Origin of the sequence: Microbispora rosea (assembly GCF_900156315.1) — a bacterium.
GTDB lineage: Bacteria > Actinomycetota > Actinomycetes > Streptosporangiales > Streptosporangiaceae > Microbispora > Microbispora rosea.
The window spans coordinates 35,627-55,472 of record NZ_FTNI01000005.1 but is presented as its reverse complement, the minus strand read 5'-3'; the positions used below and the strand labels follow the sequence as shown (position 1 = coordinate 55,472).

The window sequence follows — 19,846 nt, the reverse complement described above, 5'->3', positions numbered from 1 at the left end:
CGCATGTTCGCTCGGAAGCTTTCTCTTGGTGTCTCCATGGCCGCCTTTGCCCTGGCTACGGGAGTGGGGGCGCCGGTCGTCGCCTCGCCCGCCCTGGCCTCTCCCGGCCTGGCGCAGGCCCCTTCCGCGCCGCAGGTGCACGGGCGGGCCGTCTATCTGTGGGACGCCACGACCGGGCAGGACCTGCTGGACAAGAACGCGGGCAAGCGCCTGCCGGTCGCCAGCCTGACCAAGATCATGACCGCATACGTCGTGCTGCGGGACGCGAAGCTCGACGACGAGGTCACGGTCAAGCGTGAGGACCTCGAGTACGCCTGGGACAACGACGGCACGACGGCCGATCTCGAGCCCGGCGACACCCTGCCGGTCCGCGAGCTGCTGTATGCCCTGCTGCTCCCCTCGGGCGCGGACGCGGCGCACGCCCTGGCCCGCGTGTACGGCCCCGGCGTGCCCGGCTTCGTGGACAAGATGAACGCCACCGCACGCCAGCTCGGATTGAAGGACACCCTGTACGTGAACGCCGACGGGCTCCCGACGTCCCGCGGCGACGGCTACTCCACGGCACGCGACCAGGCCAGGCTCGCGGAGATCGCGCTGCGGAACCCGGTCTTCAAGAAGGTCACCTCGACCAGCGAGCACTCGACCGAGGACGGCCGGTACGACTGGTACAACACCAACCACATGCTCGGGCTGCCGGGCGCGATCGGCGTGAAGACCGGCTCCACGAACGCCGCCGGGTTCTGCCTGGCGTTCGCCGCCGACCGGGGCGGTCACCGGCTGATCGGGATCATCCTCGGCGAGAACGTGGCCAACCGCCGTTGGGACACCGCCGAGACGCTGCTCGACTGGGCGAGCGAGCGCTGACCTCCGCGGACCTTCGAGCGGACCTCTGACTAGAGCGGGGCGCGCCCGCGCAATATCCCGGCGGGTGAGAAAACAGGGTCTTTCCGGATCTGTCAAACCCGGTTAGGTTCCCGATCACTGTCCATTGGTCCCAAAGGAGAGCCCAATGCGCGCCTCGCCCGGCATGCGCGCCGCCGTCGTCACCGCGGCGTCCGCCCTCGTGCTTCCCCTCCTGCCGGCCGCGCCGGCGAACGCCGATCCCGACCCGGCCGCCATCGCGCAGACGGTGGTCGCGTCGGCGGTGAAGAAGCACCTGCGCAAGCTGCAGGACATCGCGAACGCCAACGGCGGCACGCGCGCCGCCGGCACTCCCGGCTTCGCGGCCTCGCGCGACTACGTCGCAGGCGTGCTGAAGAAGGCCGGCTACACGGTGACCGTGCAGGAGTTCGAGTTCCCGTTCTTCCAGGAGAACTCCACCGCGGTCCTGCAGCGGACGGCGCCCTCTCCCAAGACGTACGCGCCCACGCCGCCGGACGGCAGCAGCGTCGGCGACTTCGCCACGATGACCTACTCCGGGTCGGGAGACGTCACGGGAGCCGTCACGAACGTGGACCTCGTGCTGCCTCCCGGGCCCACGCCCAACTCGTCGACCTCCGGCTGCGAGGCCGCCGACTTCGCCGGCTTCCCCGCGGGCGCCGTCGCGCTGGTGCAGCGCGGCACCTGCAACTTCCAGGTGAAGGCGGAGAACGCGCAGGCCGCGGGCGCGTCCGCGGTGATCATCATGAACGAGGGCCAGCCCGGGCGCACCGAGACCCTGCAGGGCACGCTGGGCGAGCCCACCGTGCACATCCCCGCCGTGGGCGTGAGCTTCGCGGCCGGCCAGGAACTGTCCGCCGCCGGAACCACGGTGCGCGTGAAGACCGACACCACCAGCGAGATCCGCACGACCCACAACGTCATCGCCGACTCCCGGTGGGGCGACGCGAACAGGGTGGTGCAGCTCGGGGCGCACCTGGACAGCGTGCCGGCCGGGCCCGGCATCAACGACAACGGCTCGGGCAGCGCCGCGATCCTTGAGGTCGCCACCGCGCTCGGCAAGATCCCGACGAGGAACAGGCTGCGCTTCTCCTTCTGGAGCGCGGAGGAGCTGGGCCTGCTCGGCGCCGAGCACTACGTCGCGAGCCTGTCCCCCGCCGACCTGGCGAAGATCAAGCTGTATCTGAACTTCGACATGGTCGCCTCTCCGAACTACGCCCTGAAGATCTACGACGGCGACGACTCCGACGCCACCGGCGCGGGCCCCGGCCCCGAGGGATCCGGCGAGATCGAGAAGCTCTTCGAGAAGTACTTCGACACCCTCCGTCAGCGTCACAACGGCACCGACTTCGACGGACGGTCGGACTACGGGCCCTTCATCGACGCCGGGATTCCGTCCGGCGGGACGTTCACCGGCGCCGAGGGCGTCAAGACGCCCGAGGAGCAGGCGATGTTCGGCGGCACCGCCGGGGTGGCGTACGACTCGTGCTACCACCAGGCCTGCGACACCCTCGCCAACATCAGCGACAAGGCTCTCGCGCTGAACACCGGCGCGATCGCCACCGCCGCGGCCGTCTACGCCTTCAGCCGCGACCTGCCGGGTCCGGACAACCGCACCACCGCGCGCTCCGCAGCCGCCGCACGCACCTCCGCGGGCATGCGGTAGCCGTACACGGCCCGCCGGTCAGGTGCGGTCGCGAGGGGCCTGCTGCCCCTGTTCCGACTTCGCCAGGAACGGCGAGCGGCCGAGGATGACGATGCCCACCACGAGCGCCATCAGGCCGCCGACCTCCCCCGCGAGAGCGGGGGGATCGACGCGCAGGCGCTCGTCGAACATCGCGACGCCCAGGACGATGCCGACGATCGGCTCGGTCGCCGTGGTGGCGGGCAGCGAGATCCGCAGCGGCGCGGCGTCGAAGGCGCTCTGGTTGAGCAGGATGCCGGTCGCGGCGATCACGGGCAGCAGATAGGGCTCCCAGGAGGTGAACAGCGCCGCGGGTCCCTGCGCGAGCGTCAGCAGGGACCCGCGGGTCAGCGCGTCCTGGAGGCCGTACAACGCCCCCGCGGCGGCGGCGAGCAGCATCGCCTTGGTCTGCAGGGACGACCGCAGCGCCACGGCGACCATGCCCGCGGCCACGCCCGCCACGATCAGCACGGCGATCCACACCGTGGAGCCCGACGCCGGTATCCCGCCGCCCTCGGGGCGGCCGGCCACGAGGAAGGCGGCCACGCCGCCGCTGACCAGCACCGCGCCCAGCCACTCCGTCGGGCCCAGGCGCTCCTGGTAGAACAGGGCCGCCGCGGCGAGGGCGAAGATGAGGTTGGTCGCGAGAAGCGGCTCCACGGACGCCACGTCGGCACGCCGCAGGGCCAGGGCCCCGAGGACCTGCCCGCCGACCATCGCGGCGATCCCGGCCAGCCACACCGGTTTGCGCGCCAGGTCGAACAGCAGGCGCACATGCAGCATCTCGCCCAGCGGTTCGGTGTACGCGACGTGCTGCTGCGCGACCCAGCCCAGGCCGAGGAGGGCCGCGGCCGCCAGGCCGAGAACCACCGTGACGATCACGGCGGCACGCCGTCCGCCGGCGCCCTCGGCATCATGATCGGTCACTCCCCTCGGCGGCCGGGTCTCCCATGTATCCGCCCATCCCCCGCGACGACGACCTCATGTCCGGTGCTATGGTTTTGGGCAAACGTCCAAGTCGGTCGCCCAAGTCAGTCGTACAAGGCGGTCGTACGAGAACCGAACGGAGCACGTGGGAGATGGCGGAGGCGTCCGCGGACCGGGGCAGGACCACACGGCAGCGGCTGCTCGGCGCGGCGGCGGCCCTGATCGCCGAGGCCGGCTGGGGCGGAGTCAGCACGCGGATGGTGGCCGAGCGGGCCGGGGTCGCTCCCGGGGTCGTGCACTACCACTTCGCGTCGCTGCCCGACCTGCTGATCGCGGCCTCGACGGGGGTCGCGCGCGCGATGCTGGAGGAGCTGGCCGGGCGGCTGGCGGAGCAGCCCGACCCCGAGACCGGCGTCGAGTGGCTGCTGGGCGAGCTGTCCCGCTACACGGGAACCGACCCCGCCTCGCTGCTGATCGTCGAGATGTACCTGGCGGCGGCCCGGCTGCCCGAGCTCCGCGACCTGCTGCACGAGATCGTCGCCGATTCCCGCGCGCGGATCGCCTCCTGGCTACGTGATCGCGGCCACGCCGGCGACGCCGAGGCCACCGCGGCGGTCCTGGTCGCGGCGGTGGACGGCCTCGTGCTGCACCGCGGGCTCGACCCCGGCCTCGACCTCACCGCTCTGGCCGGACCGCTGCGGGCGATGGTGCGTACGGACGGACACGAGGAGGGCAGTGGGACATGAAAGCGATCGTCTGCGGTGCCGGGATAGCCGGGACGGCCCTGGCCTGGCACCTGGAACGCGCCGGCTGGGACGTCGAAATGGTCGAGCGCGCCCCGGCGTTCCGCGAGAGCGGATACATGATCGACTTCTACGGCCCGGGACTGGAGGCGGCCGGGCGGATGGGGCTGCGCCCCCGGCTGGAGGAGGTCCGTCACCCCGTCCACGAGATCGGTTACGTCGACGGCTCCGGACGGCAGACCAGCCGGCTCGCCGTCAAGGCGGGCTTCGCCGAGGTGGTCAGCCTGCTGCGGGGCGACCTCGCCCGCGTGCTCGCCGAGCAGGTGCGCGCGCCGGTGCGGTACGGCACGACGGTCGCGGCCGTCAGGCAGGACGACGAAGGCGTCGAGGTCGAACTGACCGACGGCACCCGGCACGAGGCGGACCTGCTGGTCGGCGCCGACGGCGTGCACTCGCGGGTCAGGGAGCTGGTCTTCGGCCCCGAGGAGCGCTTCGTCCGCTATCTCGGCCACCACGTCGCCGCTTACGTGGTCGAGGACGAGGACCTCAGCCGGCGGGTCGGCGCGCGCTACCGGATGCTGACCGTGCCGCATCTGATGGCCGGGGCCTACGCGGTGGGCGAGAACCGGCTCGCCCTGCTGTTCCTGCGCCACGAGCCCGACCCCGCCGTTCCCGCCGATCCGGCCGCCTCGCTGCGCGAGCACTTCGGGCAGCTCGGCTGGATCCTGCCCGAGGTGCTCGGCGGCTGCCCGCAGCCGCCGGAGCTGTACTACGACCAGGTCACACAGGTCGAGGCGCCCAGTTGGAGCAGCGGCCGCGTGGTCCTGCTCGGCGACGCCTGCCAGGCGGTCTCCCTGTTCGCGGGCCACGGCGCGTCCCTGGCGGTGGCCGCCGCGTGGGTGCTCGCCGGCGAGCTGCGCGCGGCCTCCTCCGGCGACCTGTCCCCCGCCCTCGACCGGTACGCGGCGCGCATGCGACCGGTCGTCGCCGACGTGCAGTCGTTCGGACGCCGTTTCCTCCCCTGGATGGCGCCGTCCAGCCGCCTGCGCATCACGGCCCGCGACTGGCTGCTTCGGCTTGCCTCCCTCCCCGGAGCCGACCGGCTCTTCATGAACTCCCTCAGCCCCGGCGGCCACCGCCTCATCACCTGACGGACCGCGGGGTGACGCACCGGTAACGGCTTTTTATTCCGGATGCCGTGGTCCGGTAATCGGGGCGGACTGAAGTGGCCGTCATGGAAACGGCGGCAGAGACCAGCACACCGCGGATCGCCGGAGCCCATTACCCGGTCGCGGTCGTCGGCGGCGGCCAGGCGGGGCTGTCGGTCAGCCACTGCCTGGGCCGGCGCGGTATCGAGCATGTCGTCATCGAAGCGCGGCGGGTCGGTCACGAGTGGCGCGAGCGCCGCTGGGACTCCTTCTGCCTGGTCACCCCCAACTGGCAGTGCGACCTGCCGGGCTTCCCCTATCGGGGGCCCGACCCCGACGGTTTCATGGTCCGCGAGGAGATCGTCCGCTATCTGGAGGACTACGCCGCCTCCTTCGGGCCCCCGCTCGCCGAGGGCGTGCGCGTCACCCGCCTGCGGAGGGCCCCCAGCGGGACGTTCGAGCTCGCGACCACCGCCGGCGACCTCACGGCCGACCAGGTCGTGGTGGCCACCGGCCCCTACCACGCGGCCGCCGTCCCCCGGCTGGCCGAGCGGCTGCCCGCGGGGATCACCCAGATCCACTCCTCGCGGTATCGCCGTCCCGCGCGGCTTCCCGAGGGCGAGGTCCTCGTGATCGGCACCGGGCAGTCGGGCTGCCAGATCGCCGAGGACCTGCATCTGGCCGGACGGAGGGTCCACCTCGCCGTCGGGAGCGCGCCCCGCGTCGCCCGCTTCTACCGGGGCAGGGACTGTGTGGCGTGGCTGCACGACATGGGCCACTACGCCAGGAGCATCGACGAGTTCGGCGACGCGGACGCCGTACGCCTGCGGGCCAACCACTACGTCACCGGGCGCGACGGCGGGCGCGACATCGACCTGCGGGCCTTCGCCCGCGACGGGATGCGCCTGTACGGCCGGCTGACCGGCGTGACCGGCACGGCGCTGGAGTTCGCCGCCGACCTGAAGGACAACCTCGACCGGGCCGACGCGGTGGCCGAGGGGATCAAGGACGCCATCGACGCGTACATCGCCGCGCGCGGCGTCGGCGCCCCCGCCGAGCCCCGCTACGTGCCGGTCTGGGAGCCGGGCGAGCCGGTGCGCGCCCTCGACCTGGCCGCCGCCGGGATCACCTCGGTCGTCTGGGCGACCGGGTTCACCCGCGACCACCGCTGGATCGAGATCCCCGCCTTCGACGGCCGGGGCTATCCGATGCACTGGCGCGGCGTGACGAATTGTCCGGGGCTCTACTTCCTCGGGCTGCCCTGGCAGCACACCTGGGGCTCAGGCCGGTTCGAGGCGGTGGGACGGGACGCCGAGTTCCTGGCCGGGCACATCGAGGCGTCCCGGCGGCTGGCCGACGTCTGCGGCGCGCTGACCGGCGCGCCCGCCGAACTCTCACCCGCGTTGCCGGTCGGGTGACTCCGATGATCTTCGACGCCCACCGCCACATCGGCGTGCTGCCCGCCCATCCCTTCTACGGCGGCCCCGCGGTGAACCCCGACGTCACGGCGCGTGCCACGGTCAAGCAGCTGATCGCCGACCTCGACGCGGAGGGCACGGAACGCGCGCTGGTGCTGCCCAACTACGGCGTGCCCGACCCGGCGGTCGCCTTCGCGCTCAACGACCTCGTCCTGGAGGCCGCGCAGGCCGACGACCGGATCCGCGCCGGGCTGTGGGTCTCGCCGCTGCCCCGCGACGAGGAACGCACCGCCGGCGCCCTCGCCCTGGCGGGCGAGCGGGGCGTGCGGGCGCTCAAGCTCAGTTTCCTGCTCGGCGGGCGGCCCACCGACCCCGGCTGCCGTCCCGGCCTCGACCGGATCTTCGCGGCGGCCGAGCGACACGGTCTGGTCGTCCACGTCCACACCTCGCCCGGCGCCGCCTCGGACGTCGACGAGGTCGGGCACCTGGTCGAGTGGTACGCCGACCGCGTGCCGGTGCACCTCGTGCACTTCGGCGGCGGGATGAGCGGCCACATCAAGCTGGCCGGCTCCCGGTTCTTCGACTGGATCGCGGCCGGCAAACGCGTCTACACCGACCTGTCCTGGGCCATCGGCTTCGCGCCGTACTGGCTGGCCAAGGAGATCGAGCGGCGCGGCCTCGGGCACGACCGCGTGCTGTTCGCCAGCGACCAGCCGTGGGGCGACTTCGCGGGCGAGCACGCCCGGATGCGCGCCGCGGCCGGGGACGGCGAGCTGGGCGCGCTCGTCTTCCGCCGCACGTTCGCCTCCCTCTACGACTGACCCCCACTCACCCCCCTGCGGCCAAAGGAGAGACACCATGTCCGTCGACATGAACGACCTCGAGAAGAAGAGCATCGAGGAGATCCCCCACCCGTCCCTGCCCGAGGGCTCCAGCATCTACGGCACGACCAAGGTGTTCCCCGACTACAAGGCCGAGAACGGCGAGTCGTACTTCACGCTCGTCCACGGCATCGCGCACGAGTCGTCCGTCAGCTTCGTGGCCGTGCTGCAGGCCACCCGGGCGCTGCGCAAGGGCTTCGAGACCGCCATCTACTTCTACGGCCCGGGCTCGCTGAACTGCCTGGCCACCCGCGGCTTCCCGACGACCGGCAACTCGGCGTTCCCGGGCGAGCACAACATCAACAACCAGCTCAAGACGTTCATCGCCGAGGGCGGGAAGGTCTACTGCTGCCGGTTCGGCCTGTCCCTGCACGGCGCCCGCGAGGAGGACCTCATCGAGGGCGTGATCCCGACCCACCCGCTGGACGTGCAGGACGCGCTGATCCACTACGCCCGCAAGGGCGCCATCATCAACTCCACCTACCAGCTGTAGTGCCGTGACCGTCGATCTGCGGATCATGACCCGCGCCGAGCTGGCCCTGCGCGGCGTGGCCTTCGACACGCCCGTACGGCGGCCGGACGGCGCGGGGCCCAGCGGCGACGGCCACGTCCTCGTCGACGGCGCCGGCGCGGCGCTGCCCATCGATCCCGGCAGCCCCTACACCGTTCGCGACGGCACGGTCTGGCTCGGCGAGCAGGACACCGGGGTCTCCCTGGTGCCCGTGCGGCGGCCGAGGTTCTACGACCTGACCACCGCCGACGGCGTGCCGTACGAGAAGATCGCCCGGCTGCACGGCGCGGACGTGCTCGCCACGACCGTCGTGCAGACGTGCGTTCGTTACGGCGAGGCCGAGCGCTGCCGTTTCTGCACCATCGAGGAGTCGCTGCGGTCGGGCGCGACGGTCGCCGCGAAGACGCCCGCCCAGCTCGCCGAGGTGGCGGAGGCGGCCGTGCGGCTCGACGGCGTACGGCAGATGGTGATGACCACCGGCACCACCACCGGGCCCGATCGCGGCGCGCGCACCCTGGCGCGGTGCGTGCGCGCCGTGCTGGACGCCGTGCCGCACCTGCCGATCCAGGTGCAGTGCGAGCCGCCGGGCGACCTGGCCTGGATCGGCGCGCTGCGCGAGGCCGGGGCCACCGCGATCGGCATCCACGTGGAGTCGCTGGACGAGGAGGTCCGGCGGCGCTGGATGCCGGGGAAGTCGTCGGTGCCGCTCGCCGAGTACGAGGCCGCCTGGGACGAGGCGGTCCGGGTGTTCGGGCGCAACCGCGTCTCGACGTACCTGCTGGTGGGGCTGGGCGAGGACCCCGACGAGCTGATCGCGGGCGCGGGCCGCCTCATCCGGCGCGGTGTCTATCCCTTCGTGGTCCCGTTCCGCCCGATGCGGGGCACGCTCGCGGCCCGCGACGGGATCGGCGCCCCCGGCGCGGGCCTGCTGACGTACGTCACCGAGGGCGTGGCGGCGCTGCTGCGCGCGGCCGGCATGCGCGGGGCGGACCAGGGGGCGGGCTGCGCCGCCTGCGGGGCGTGCGGTGTGCTGAGCGCGGCGGGCGGGTGAGGTGACGATGCACCTCGACGGCGACACGGCGCCCGACATCCTCGCGCTGCTCGGTGACCGCAGCACGCTGGCGCGCCGCCCGGGAGTGCGGATCGAGCAGGCGGCCGACGCCACTACCCTCCGGGCCTACCGTCGGCTGCGGCACGACGCGTTCGTCCGGGAGCAGGGCTTGTTCGAGAAGCACGACCTCGACGACAGGGACGACGATCCCCGCACGGTCACGCTGGTGGCCAGGGACGCGGCGGGCACGGTCGTCGGCGGCGTGCGGCTCGGACCGGCCGGCGACGGCACCGACATCGGCTGGTGGACGGGCGGGCGGCTGGTCGCCGCGCGTGGTTCCGGGGGCACGGGCGGCATCGGCGCGGCCCTGGTGCGGGCCGCGTGCGCCCGCGCCGAGGCGGAGGGCGTGCTGCGGTTCGAGGCGACCGTGCAGGTCAGGGCCGAGACGTTCTTCCGCCGCCTGGGCTGGACCCGGGTGGGGCCGGTGACGGTGGCGGGCGCGCCGCACGTGCTGATGCGTCACCCGATCGGCCGGGTCGCGGCCCACGCGGCGGCGGCCAAGTCGGCGCTCGGGCCGCTGCTCGCCGCCCTCGCCGGGCAGTCCCCGCACGCCCTCGGCGGCCCGGGTTTCGTCGGCGACGACGGAGCGCCGGTGCCCGGCGGCGACGTCGTCGCGGCCTGCGACGCGATCGTGCCGTCCATGGTCGAGCGCGACCCGGAGTGGGCCGGCTGGTGCTCGGTCCTGGTCAACCTCAACGACCTGGCCGCGATGGGCGCCACCCCGGCGGGGCTGCTCGACGCGCTCGCCGCGCCCGACGCCGCGCACGCCGCCCGGGTGCTCGACGGCCTGGCCCGGGCCGCCCGCGCGTACGGGGTGCCGCTGCTCGGCGGGCACACGCAGCTCGGGGTGCCGGCCGCGCTGTCGGTGACGGCGCTGGGCCGCGCCGCGCGTCCCGTGCCGGGCGGCGGCGGACGCCCCGGCCACGCGGTGCGCCTCACGGCGGACCTCGGCGGCGGCTGGCGGGCCGGCTACCGGGGCCGCCAATGGGACTCGACCACCTCCCGGCGTACGGACGAGCTGCGCGCGATGCTCGGCGCGGTCGCGGCCGGCCGCCCCGCCGCCGCCAAGGACGTGTCGATGGCGGGGATCGCCGGCACGCTCGGCATGCTGGCCGAGGCGAGCGGCTGCGCGGCCGTGCTGGACGTGGCCGCGGTGCCGCGTCCGGCCGCCGCCGCCATGGGCGACTGGCTCACCTGCTTTCCCGGCTTCGCGATGCTCACGGCGGACGAGCCGGGCGCGCCGGCGCCTCCGGCGGGGCCGGCCGCCTCGGCGGTGTGCGGGGAGTTGACCACCGGCAGCGGCGTGTCGCTGCGCTGGCCCGACGGACAGGTCACGGAGGCCGTCGGCGGCCCGGTGACCGGATTGGGGGCCGCGTGAGCGCCCTGCGCATGGCGGCGGTGTCCGCCGGTTTCGGCCGCGACCTCGACGAGGACTTCGCGATCGTCGAACGCCTCGTCAAGGAGGCGCGCAACGCGGACGTACGGCTCCTCGCGCTGCCCGAGGCGTGCCTCGGCGGCTACCTGCTCAGCCTGGACGGCGACGCCGCGGACGCCGGGCCGCCCCCGCTCGCCGTGGACGGCCCCGAGATCCGGCGGCTGGCCGCGCTGGCCGGCGACATGGTCGTGGTCGCGGGCTACTGCGAGGACGGCGGCGACGCCCGCTACAACAGCGTGGTGTGCGTCAGCGGCGACGGCGTGCTGGGCAACCACCGCAAGGTGCACCAGCCGCTCGGCGAGAACGCCAGCTACGCCTCGGGCGACGGCTTCCGCGCCTTCGACACGCCCGTCGGCAGGATCGGCATGATGATCTGTTACGACAAGGCGTTCCCCGAGTCCGCCCGCGCGCTGGCCCTCGACGGCGCGCAGATCGGCGTGTGCGTGTCGGCCTGGCCCGGCTCGCGGACGAACGCGGCGGCGGACCTGGAGCGCGACCGCTGGAAGCGGCGCTTCGACCTGTTCGACCGGGCGCGGGCGCTGGAGAACCAGATCGTGTGGCTGTCGGCCAACCAGGCGGGCACGTTCGGGTCGCTGCGCTTCGTGGGCAGCGCGAAGGTCGTGGACCCCGGCGGCGAGATCGTCGCGGCGACGGGCGTCGGGCCGGGCGTGGCCGTCACCGAGATCGACGTGCCGCGGGCGCTGGAGACCGCGCGCCGGTCGATGGGCCACCTGCGCGACCGCAGGCCGGAGACGTACGGAACGGCAGGGCACGCGGCGTGACCGTTCTGCGGATCGCCGCGGCGGCCGCCCACTTCGGCCGTGACCTCGCCTTCGACCTGGCCCGCATCGCCAAACTGATCGACGACGCCCGCGCCGCGGGGGCCCGGCTGCTCGTGCTGCCCGACGCCGCGCTCGGCGGCTACCTCGCCGACCTGCGCAGGCCGGACCCCGACGCGCTGCCGCCCGCGCTGAAACCGGACGACCCGGTGATCGCGCGGGTGGCGGCGCTGGCCGCCGAGATGGTGGTGTGCGTCGGATTCTGCGAGGACGGCGGCGACGTCCGCTACAACGCGGCCGTGTGCGTCAGCGGCGACGGGGTGCTCGGCCTGCACCGCAAGGTGCACCTGCCCGCGGGCGAGACCGCGGCCTACGGCCCGGGCGACCGCTTCGACGCCTTCGACACCCCGGCCGGGCGGATCGGCATGCTGATCGACTACGACAAGACCTTCCCCGAGTCGGCCCGCAGCCTCGCGCTCGACGGCGCGCAGATCCTGGCGTGCCTGTCGGCGTGGCCCACCAGCGTCACCAACCGCGCGCCCCGGATGGCCCAGGACCGGCAGTCGCGGCTGTTCGACCTGTACGACCAGGCGCGGGCCGCCGAGAACCAGGTCGTGCTCGCCTCCTCCAACCAGACCGGGGTGATGGGCGGCATGCGGTTCCTGGGCCAGGCCAAGGTCGTCGGGCCGGGCGGCGACGTGCTCGCCCGCACCTGGTCGAAGGCCGGGCTGGCCGTGGCCGAGCTCGACGTCGCCGCCGAGATCGACCGCGCCCGGCGGATCCTCCATCACCTCGACGAGCGCAGGGCCGACGTCTACCGGGAGGCACGCGGGTGAGAATAGCGCTGCTCAGCTACTCGACCAGGCCCCGCGGCGGGGTCGTGCACACCCTCGCCCTCGCCGAGGCGCTCGCCGCGGCGGGACAGCACGTGACGGTGTGGACGCTCGGCCGGGGCGGCGACACGGGGTTCTTCCGCCCGGTCGACCCGGCCGTGCGGCTGCGCGTCGTGCCGTTCTCCGACATCCCCGGAGAGGGCGTCGGCCCGCGGGTGCTGCGGTCGATCGCGGTGCTGCGCGGGGCGTTCACCCCGGAGGCGGCGTCGTACGACGTCGTGCACGCCCAGGACTGCATCAGCGCCAACGCGGCGGGCCGGTGCGTGCGGACGGTCCACCACGTGGACCACTTCACCACGCCCGAGCTGGCCGCCTGTCACGAGCGGGCCATCGTCACGCCGTACGCGCACGTCTGCGTGTCGCAGGCGGTGGCCGCCGAGCTCGCGGCCGGGTGGGGCATCACGGCGACGGTGATTCCCAACGGCGTCGCCTACGAGCGCTTCGCGTGCGCCGATCCCGTCGCCGCCCACATGTGGCGCAGGCAGTTCGGGACGTACGTGCTGACGGTCGGCGGCATCGAGCCGCGCAAGGGCTCGCTCGACCTGCTGGAGGCGTACGCGCTGCTGCGGGAGGCGCGCCCGGACGCCCGTCTGGTGATCGCCGGAGGCGAGACGCTCTTCGACTACCGCGACTACCGCGCGCGGTGGGAGGCGCGGGCGGCGGAGCTGGGCGCCGAGCCGCTGGTCCTCGGGCCGGTCGCCGACGCGGACCTGCCGCCGCTCGTCGCGGGCGCCGCCGCCTTCGCCTTCCCGTCGGTGAAGGAGGGCTTCGGCCTCGCCGCGATGGAGGCCCTGGCGGCGGGCGTCCCCCTGGTGATGCGCGATCTGCCGGTCCTGCGTGAGGTCTTCGGCTCGGCCGCGCGCTTCGCCGTCAGCCCCGCCGGGCTCGCCGCCGAGCTCGCCGACGCCCTCTCCGCCGACGATCCCGGCAGGCGCACGGCGGGCCGGGCGGTCGCCGTCCGGCACACCTGGCGGGCCGCCGCCGAACGGCACATCGCCCTGTACGAGTCGCTCGCGTCGTAGTCTCGGACCATGGCGGCCAGAGCGTTCGACGCGGTGCTGTGCGATTTCGACGGCGTCCTGAAATTTCAGGACTTCGAGGAGCAGGCCGAGATCGAACGGGCGTACGGGGTGGAGCCGGGCACGGTGGCGCGGGTGACCGGCCGGTCGGCCCTGGTGGTCCCCGCCCTGACCGGGCTGGTGACCCGCGAGGAGTGGCTGGCCTCGGCCGTTCCCGTCCTCGCCGGGCTGGTGGGCTCGGCCGCGCGGGCGAGCGCGCTGACCGCCGACTGGCTGGCCGCCCGCACCTGGGCGGACGAGGAGGTGCTCGCACTGCTCACGCGGGCGCGGGCCCGCGTCCCCGTCGTGCTCGTCAGCAACGCCACCTCGGAACTGGCCGCCCACCTGCGCGAGCTGGAGCTGCACGACGCCTTCGACCACGTCGTGAGCAGTTACGACGTGGGGGTGGCCAAGCCCGACCCGCGGATCTTCGAGATCGCCGCCGGGCACGCGGGCGCCCCGCCGGAGCGGTGCCTGTTCGTGGACGACCGGGCCGAGAACGTCGAGGCGGCGAGAGTGCTCGGCATGACCGGGGTCGTCTACCGCGCCCCGGCGGACCTGGAGGCGGCGCTGCTCCCGCTGTTCGAAGAGGCTCCGTGATGACGGTGCGGCGCGTGCTGGCCTTCATCGACAGGCCCGGGGACCGATTCGAGGAGGCCGCCGCGTTCTGGACGACCGCCACCGGCACTCGCCTGTCGCCGCGGCAGGGCGACGACGGGGGCGGCGCCCATCTCGACCTGGAGGTGGACGACGTCCGTGCCTCGCTGACCCGGGCCGTGGCGCTCGGTGCCGCCGTCGCCGCCGACCACGGCGACTGGGCCGTGCTGCGCTCCCCTGAGGGCAGGGCGTTCTGTCTCGTCCCCGGAGAGGGGACGACACGGCGGCCGCCCGTCTTCGCCCGCCTCGACCAGGTCTGCCTCGCACTGGCTGGTCATGCGCGACCCGGCGGGCGGCGTCTACTGCCTCACGCGCCGGGACCCCGAGACCGGCTCACTGCGGGGTGACCGTCAGGCGGCGGGGCGCAGGTGCCGCAGCGCGGGGGCGAGCCGGGCGAGCTCGGCCAGCATCGTGTCCGCCGCCGCGTTCATCACGTCGTTGGGCTGCAGCCGGCCCTCCCCATCGAGGAACTGGGTGACGAAGGGGATGGAGACCGCATCGAACACGGGCACCATCTTGAGCGTGGTGACGACCTGCTTGAGCATCTGAACGGCCCGGGTGCCCGCGGAGACGCCGCCGTAGCTGACGAACCCGACCGGCTTGTAGTGCCACTCGTGGTGCAGGAAGTCGAGGGCGTTCTTCAGCACGGCGTTGAAGCCGTAGTTGTACTCCGGCGTGACGAACACGAACGCGTCGCCGCGTTCGATGGTCGCGCTCCACTCCTTGGTGTGCTGGTGGATGTACTGCCGGAGGCGGGGGTGGTTGGGCTCGTCCATGAACGGCAGGTTCACCTCCGCCAGGTCGACGAGCTCGACCTCGAAGGCGTCCTGGGCGGCCGCGCGCTCGCGGAACCACTCCGCGACCGGTAGCCCGACCCGCCCGGGACGCGTGCTGGCGATGACGATCTGCAGAACAGGCTTCTCCACAATTCCCCCAAAACACCATTAAGCGGACATAACGCACTTAACAGTACGCCGTGATCGGTAAGAACAACGGCAGGGGCACGCGGCTTCCCGCACTTCGCCGGAGAGATCTCAGCGGGCGAGGTGGCGGCTGATGACGAGGCGCTGGATCTGGTTGGTGCCCTCGAAGATCTGCATGATCTTCGCCTCGCGCATGTAGCGCTCGACGCGGAACTCCCGCGTGTAGCCGTACCCGCCGAAGACCTGGACCGCGTCGGTGGTGACCCGCATCGCGGTGTCGGTCGCGACGAGCTTGGCGACACTGGCCTGCCTGCCGTACGGCAGGCCGGCGTCGCGGCGGCGAGCCGCGTCGAGGTAGGTCGCCCGGGCGCAGTCCACGCCCGCGGCCATGTCGGCGAGGAGGAACCCGAGCCCCTGGTGATCGATGATCTTCTTGCCGAACGTCTCGCGCTCCTTGGCGTACGCCACGGCCTCGTCGAGCGCGGCCTGGGCGAGGCCGACCGCGCAGGCGGCGATGCCGAGCCTGCCGGAGTCGAGCGCGCCGAAGGCGATGGGCAGGCCCTGCCCCTCCGCGCCGATGAGGCGGTCGGCACTGATCAGCACGCCGTCCCAGTGGGCGGTCGTGGTGGGGACGGCGTGCAGGCCCATCTTCTCCTCGGGGCGGCCGAAGGTCAGGCCGTCGGCGGCGCCGGGGGCGAGGAAGCAGGAGACGCCGCGCGGGCCGGAGTCCGTGCGGGCGAACAGCGCGTAGAAGTCCGCCAGGCCGCCGTGCGTGATCCAGGCCTTGGTGCCGGTGATCCGGTAGCCGTCCTCCGTCTTCTCGGCCTTGCAGGTCAGAGCCGCGGCGTCGGACCCGGCCTGGGGCTCCGACAGGCTGTAGCCGCCGATCAGCCGCCCGGCGAGCATGTCCGGCAGCCAGCGCTCCCGCTGCTCCGGCGTGCCGTACACCGCCAGGGGCAGGCAGGACAGCGTGTGCACGCTGACCGCGACCGCGACCGCGGCCCACCGCGCGGCCAGCTCCTCGAGCACCTGGAGATACACCTCGTACGGCTGGCCGCCGCCGCCGTACTCCTCCGGGTAGGGCAGGCCGAGGAGCCCGGCGGCGCCGAGCGTGGCGAACAGCCCCTCCGGGTAGGTCTCCGCGCGTTCGTGCTCGTCGACGCGGCGGGCGAGTTCCTTGTCGGCGATCTCACGGGTCAGCTCGATGAGGTCCCGGGCGTCCGGGCCGGGCAGCAGACGGTCGACGGTCACGATGACTCCTGGAGGACGGGGTCGTCCAGCTCGGCGAGAAGGGTGGCGGCGCGGTCGCGGAACTCCGCGACACGGGCGAGCTTGATGTCCTCATACCCCCGGATCAGGTCCGGCAGGGCGGCGATCTCCGCGACGACCGCGGCGGTCGCCGGGGTCAGCCGGTCGAGCGCGCGCCTCACCAGCTCGCGGTACTCCACGACCAGCGTACGCTCCACGCGGCGGACGGCGGCGTGCCCGAACACGTCGAACGCGGTGCCGCGCAGCACGCGGGCGGCCCGCAGCCCGTGGAACACGACGCCGGCGGACCGGCGCAGCCTGATCTTCCGTTTGAGGCCCATCGCCCGCAGCACCGGCGGGTGCAGCAGCACCGACACGGCCGCGCCGGGGCCGAACTCCCGCTCGCGCCGGGCCCGTTCCGCCGGGTCGAGGTGCAGCCGGGCGACCTCGTACTCGTCCTTGTACGCCATGAGCTTGTGCAGCCCCCGGGCGTACGCGAGCCCGACGCGCACGCCGGCCTCCTCCCCCGCCCGCTCGGCGGCCAGCGCGGCCACCCGGCGCACGTCCAGCGCGTACGAGCGGGCGTAGCCCGCGTTCTGGTAGCCGGTCAGGTCGGCGACGCGTACGGCCAGGGTCTCCTCCAGCCCGCCGGACGCGGGCGGCGCCGCCGTCTCCGGCTGGGGGATCGCGGCCCGGAAGACGGCCTCGCGGTCGATCACGGCGGCCCGCCCCCACCGGAAGGCCGCCAGGTTCTGCTCCACCGCCGCCTTATTGAGACGGATGGCCCGCTCGATCGCGTCCGCCGAGATCGGAATGCAGCCGTGCTGGTAGGCCGCGCCGACGAGCACGAGGTTGGCGGGCATGTGATCGCCGAACAACGCCTCGCACAGCGCGCCTGCGTCAAGGTGGAGGCCGGCCGCCGACGCAGTGGCCGACGCGATGCGGGCGAGCGCGTCCCCGGGCCCGGAGAGGGCGGCGCGGCCGGTGACCATGGCGGCGGTCGGCACGACCGCGGTGTTCACGACGGCGACCGTCCGCCCCGGCGCGGCGACGGCGAGGGTGTCGTCCGCGGCGGCGCCGAGCACGTCGAAGCAGACGAGGACGTCGGCGGTGCCGCGGGCGGCGCGGACCGAGCCGGTGATCGGCTGCGGGGAGATCCGCACGTCGCTGACGACGGGACCGCCCTTCTGGGCCAGCCCGGTCTGGTCGAGCCCGGCGGCGTGCAGGCCGTCGAGATGGGCGGCCATCTGCAGGATCTGCGAGACGGTCACCACCCCCGTGCCGCCGATGCCGGGCATCCGCAGCAGCACCGAGCGCTCCGGGAAGCGCGGCGCCGGCTCGGTCAGCGCCACCGGCGGCTCGGGCACGGCACGCGAGACCTTGGAGCGGGGCTCGACGAGCAGGAACGACGGGCAGTCGCCCTTGAGACAGCTCAGGTCGGAGTTGCACGACGCCTGGTGGATGCGGGTCTTGCGGCCGAACTCGGTCTCCACGGGCTGCACGGACAGGCAGGTGGAGGCGTCGCCGCAGTCGCCGCAGCCCTCGCACACACGCTCGTTGACCACGACCCTGGCCTTCGGCGTGGGCAGTTTGCCGCGTTTACGCAGCCGCCGTTCCTCGGCCGCGCAGCGGTCGTCGTGGATCAGCACGGTCACCCCGTCGATCGCGGCGAGTTCCTTCTCCACGTCCGGGAGATCGTCGCGGTGCCGTACGGACGCGATCGGGGCCAGCCGCACGGCCCGGTAGGTCTCCGGCTCCGGCGTCGTCACCACGATCCGGCGCACGCCCTCGGCGGCCAGCCACCGCGTCAGCGCCGGCACGTCGAGGCGGCCCTCGGCGCGCTGCCCGCCGGTCATCGCCACGGCGTCGTTGTAGAGCAGCTTGTAGGTCATCGAGACGCCGGCCGCGACGGCGGCCCGTACGGCCAGGGAACCGGAGTGGTGGAAGGTGCCGTCGCCGAGGTTCTGGGTGAAGTGGCGGTCGGAGGTGAAGGGGGCCAGGCCGAACCACTGGGCGCCCTCGCCCCCCATCTGCGTCATGCCGACCTGCCTGCCGCGTCCGTTGCCGTCCAAGGCGATCATGGCATGGCAGCCGATGCCCGCACCGACCAAGGTGTCATCGGAGGCGCGCGTGGCGGCGTTGTGCGGGCAGCCCGAGCAGAAGTACGGCGTGCGGGCGGCGACCAGCGGGAGCATGATGCGGCGCCGGGCAGGGGCGGGCGCCAGGATCGCCACGTGGCGGGGCAGGCGGTCCGGGCCGAGGCAGGTGGCGAGCGCCCCGGCCACGTCCTCGGCGCCGAGCGTGCCGCGCGACGTCAGCAGTTCCCGGCCGAGGACGTCGGGACGCCGACCGGTGTCGTACAGCGCCTGCTTGAGGTGCCCCTCCAGGAACGGCACCTTGTCCTCCACCACGAGCACCCGGCCGAGCCCCTCGGTCATGGCGGCGAGATCGTCGTAGGCGAGCGGGAACGGCATGGCGAGCCGGATGAGCCGCAGGCCGAGGTGGTCCATCGCGGCGTCGTCCAGGCCGAGGTCGGCGAGGGCGCGCAGGACGACGGCGTAGGAGGTGCCGGAGGCGAGCACGCCCGTCGTTGCGCGCGGCGCGTCGTGGGCGACCCGGTTGAGGCCGTGCGCGCGGGCGTACTCGCGGGCCAGGCCGAGCCTGCGCGTGAGCATGTCGTGCTCGGCCTCGAGCGAGGCCGGGCCGACCAGGGTGGGCGGCGCCCCGCGGTCGGCGCGGTCCGGCACCGGGATGCCGGTCCGGATCGTCTCGCGCAGCGCTCCGAGGTCGACGGTGGCGGAGGAGTCGGCGACGTCGGCGACGATCTTCAGGCCGGCCCAGAGGCCGGTGGCCCGCGACAGCGCCACCGCGTGCAGCCCGAGCTCGACGACCTCCGCCACGGAGCCGGGGGCGAGCAGCGGCATCGACAGGCTCTGGCACATCGGCTCGCAGGAGCTGGGCACCGTCGACGACTTGCTGCCCGGGTCGTCGCCGATCCAGGCCACCGCCCCGCCGAGCGGCGCGGTGCCGGCGAGGTTGCCGTGCCGGATCGCGTCGGCGGCCCGGTCGAGGCCCGGGTTCTTCCCGTACCAGAACCCGGTCACCCCCTCGTGCCTGCGGCCCGGCACCTGGGCGAGAAGCTGGGTGCCCGCGACCGCCGTGGCCGCGAGCTCCTCGTTGAGGCCGGGCCGGGCCACCACGCCCGCCTCCTCAAGGAACCGCGCGGCCCTGGCCATCTCCAGGTCGACCCCGCCCAGCGGCGAGCCGGGATATCCGGAGACGAAGACCCGGGTGTCCAGGCCGCGCGCGGCGTCGAGGCGGCGCTGCTCCAGGGTCAGCCGGACGAGGGCCTGGACGCCCGAGATCAGCACGGTGCCGCGCTCGGCCGCGTACTTGTCGTCGAGCGAGACGGGAGGCGTGGACACGGGCGGGGACACGCGAACCTCCTTGAGGTCGGTAAGTGACCCACAGCACACCAACGCTCCGGGCGTACGCGCAAGCATCGCGCGAGAACCGGCCGCCAAGACGCAAAAATATGGACGAGTCCGCCT

At 73.7% G+C, this 19,846-nt stretch carries 18 protein-coding genes; 14 read left to right on the top strand and 4 right to left on the bottom strand.

Going from position 1 to position 19,846, the window contains the following annotated elements:
* Positions 1-36: 36 nt before the first annotated feature.
* A complete protein-coding gene (locus BXA11_RS09020; protein ID WP_204054099.1) occupies positions 37-864 on the top strand; it encodes a D-alanyl-D-alanine carboxypeptidase family protein in 828 nt (275 codons plus the stop codon).
* A gap of 145 nt (positions 865-1,009) precedes the next feature.
* Positions 1,010-2,545, top strand: coding sequence for a M28 family metallopeptidase (locus BXA11_RS09015; protein ID WP_076434097.1), 1,536 nt, complete (start codon positions 1,010-1,012; stop codon positions 2,543-2,545).
* 18 nt (positions 2,546-2,563) lie between these two features.
* Here the strand turns inward: BXA11_RS09015 and BXA11_RS09010 are convergent, their stop codons facing one another.
* Positions 2,564-3,490, bottom strand: coding sequence for a DMT family transporter (locus tag BXA11_RS09010; protein WP_204054100.1), 927 nt, complete (start codon positions 3,488-3,490; stop codon positions 2,564-2,566).
* Between the two features lie 152 nt (positions 3,491-3,642).
* Between BXA11_RS09010 and BXA11_RS09005 the strand changes: the two genes are divergently transcribed.
* The 12 genes from BXA11_RS09005 to BXA11_RS41210 all read left to right on the top strand — a co-directional run bounded on the left by BXA11_RS09005 (position 3,643) and on the right by BXA11_RS41210 (position 14,471).
* Positions 3,643-4,236: a TetR/AcrR family transcriptional regulator gene (locus BXA11_RS09005; protein ID WP_076434096.1), complete on the top strand. Its 594-nt coding sequence runs from the start codon at positions 3,643-3,645 to the stop codon at positions 4,234-4,236.
* Positions 4,233-5,384, top strand: a complete 1,152-nt coding sequence (locus BXA11_RS09000; protein WP_076434095.1) for an FAD-dependent oxidoreductase — start codon at positions 4,233-4,235, stop codon at positions 5,382-5,384. Before BXA11_RS09005 ends, BXA11_RS09000 begins: the two co-directional genes overlap by 4 nt.
* 83 nt (positions 5,385-5,467) lie before the next feature.
* On the top strand, positions 5,468-6,799 hold the full coding sequence (locus tag BXA11_RS08995; protein WP_076434094.1) for an MSMEG_0569 family flavin-dependent oxidoreductase: 1,332 nt from the start codon (positions 5,468-5,470) through the stop codon (positions 6,797-6,799).
* Positions 6,800-6,804: 5 nt separating this feature from the next.
* Positions 6,805-7,620: an amidohydrolase family protein gene (locus tag BXA11_RS08990; RefSeq protein ID WP_076434093.1), complete on the top strand. Its 816-nt coding sequence runs from the start codon at positions 6,805-6,807 to the stop codon at positions 7,618-7,620.
* 37 nt (positions 7,621-7,657) lie between these two features.
* Entirely contained in the window at positions 7,658-8,173 is a 516-nt protein-coding gene (locus tag BXA11_RS08985; protein WP_030512256.1) for an MSMEG_0572/Sll0783 family nitrogen starvation response protein, read from the top strand.
* Positions 8,174-8,177: 4 nt separating this feature from the next.
* Positions 8,178-9,242 (top strand): MSMEG_0568 family radical SAM protein, encoded by a 1,065-nt coding sequence (locus tag BXA11_RS08980; protein WP_204054101.1) that lies wholly within the window; start codon positions 8,178-8,180, stop codon positions 9,240-9,242.
* A 7-nt stretch (positions 9,243-9,249) separates the two neighbouring features.
* The gene (locus tag BXA11_RS08975; RefSeq protein ID WP_076434305.1) at positions 9,250-10,680 is read left to right on the top strand and encodes an MSMEG_0567/sll0787 family protein; all 1,431 of its coding nucleotides are present in this window, start codon (positions 9,250-9,252) and stop codon (positions 10,678-10,680) included.
* Positions 10,677-11,519: a carbon-nitrogen hydrolase family protein gene (locus BXA11_RS08970; RefSeq protein WP_076434092.1), complete on the top strand. Its 843-nt coding sequence runs from the start codon at positions 10,677-10,679 to the stop codon at positions 11,517-11,519. The genes BXA11_RS08975 and BXA11_RS08970 overlap by 4 nt, the downstream gene beginning before the upstream one ends.
* Positions 11,516-12,352, top strand: coding sequence for a carbon-nitrogen hydrolase family protein (locus BXA11_RS08965; RefSeq protein WP_030512252.1), 837 nt, complete (start codon positions 11,516-11,518; stop codon positions 12,350-12,352). Before BXA11_RS08970 ends, BXA11_RS08965 begins: the two co-directional genes overlap by 4 nt.
* Positions 12,349-13,431: an MSMEG_0565 family glycosyltransferase gene (locus BXA11_RS08960; protein WP_076434091.1), complete on the top strand. Its 1,083-nt coding sequence runs from the start codon at positions 12,349-12,351 to the stop codon at positions 13,429-13,431. The genes BXA11_RS08965 and BXA11_RS08960 overlap by 4 nt, the downstream gene beginning before the upstream one ends.
* 9 nt (positions 13,432-13,440) lie before the next feature.
* Positions 13,441-14,067 carry an HAD-IA family hydrolase gene (locus BXA11_RS08955; RefSeq protein WP_076434090.1) on the top strand — a complete coding sequence of 209 codons (627 nt, stop codon included), beginning with the start codon at positions 13,441-13,443 and terminating at the stop codon, positions 14,065-14,067.
* The gene (locus BXA11_RS41210; RefSeq protein ID WP_204054102.1) at positions 14,067-14,471 is read left to right on the top strand and encodes a VOC family protein; all 405 of its coding nucleotides are present in this window, start codon (positions 14,067-14,069) and stop codon (positions 14,469-14,471) included. The genes BXA11_RS08955 and BXA11_RS41210 overlap by 1 nt, the downstream gene beginning before the upstream one ends.
* 3 nt (positions 14,472-14,474) lie before the next feature.
* Here the strand turns inward: BXA11_RS41210 and BXA11_RS08950 are convergent, their stop codons facing one another.
* The 3 genes from BXA11_RS08950 to BXA11_RS08940 form a co-directional block, all read right to left on the bottom strand.
* A complete protein-coding gene (locus BXA11_RS08950; protein WP_076434089.1) occupies positions 14,475-15,050 on the bottom strand; it encodes an NADPH-dependent FMN reductase in 576 nt (191 codons plus the stop codon).
* A 108-nt stretch (positions 15,051-15,158) separates the two neighbouring features.
* Positions 15,159-16,298: an acyl-CoA dehydrogenase family protein gene (locus BXA11_RS08945; protein ID WP_076434088.1), complete on the bottom strand. Its 1,140-nt coding sequence runs from the start codon at positions 16,296-16,298 to the stop codon at positions 15,159-15,161.
* Positions 16,295-19,732, bottom strand: coding sequence for an indolepyruvate ferredoxin oxidoreductase family protein (locus BXA11_RS08940; RefSeq protein WP_204054103.1), 3,438 nt, complete (start codon positions 19,730-19,732; stop codon positions 16,295-16,297). The genes BXA11_RS08945 and BXA11_RS08940 overlap by 4 nt, the downstream gene beginning before the upstream one ends.
* Positions 19,733-19,846: the final 114 nt, after the last annotated feature.

Bases quoted from the DNA above. Each gene is read 5' to 3' on its own strand.
- BXA11_RS08990 (WP_076434093.1), top strand. From the start codon at position 6,805: ATGATCTTCGACGCCCACCGCCACATCGGCGTGCTGCCCGCCCATCCC.
- BXA11_RS08995 (WP_076434094.1), top strand. From the start codon at position 5,468: ATGGAAACGGCGGCAGAGACCAGCACACCGCGGATCGCCGGAGCCCAT.
- BXA11_RS09005 (WP_076434096.1), top strand. From the start codon at position 3,643: ATGGCGGAGGCGTCCGCGGACCGGGGCAGGACCACACGGCAGCGGCTG.
- BXA11_RS09020 (WP_204054099.1), top strand. From the start codon at position 37: ATGGCCGCCTTTGCCCTGGCTACGGGAGTGGGGGCGCCGGTCGTCGCC.
- BXA11_RS08975 (WP_076434305.1), top strand. From the start codon at position 9,250: ATGCACCTCGACGGCGACACGGCGCCCGACATCCTCGCGCTGCTCGGT.
- BXA11_RS08985 (WP_030512256.1), top strand. From the start codon at position 7,658: ATGTCCGTCGACATGAACGACCTCGAGAAGAAGAGCATCGAGGAGATC.
- BXA11_RS08955 (WP_076434090.1), top strand. From the start codon at position 13,441: ATGGCGGCCAGAGCGTTCGACGCGGTGCTGTGCGATTTCGACGGCGTC.
- BXA11_RS41210 (WP_204054102.1), top strand. From the start codon at position 14,067: ATGACGGTGCGGCGCGTGCTGGCCTTCATCGACAGGCCCGGGGACCGA.
- BXA11_RS09000 (WP_076434095.1), top strand. From the start codon at position 4,233: ATGAAAGCGATCGTCTGCGGTGCCGGGATAGCCGGGACGGCCCTGGCC.
- BXA11_RS09015 (WP_076434097.1), top strand. From the start codon at position 1,010: ATGCGCGCCTCGCCCGGCATGCGCGCCGCCGTCGTCACCGCGGCGTCC.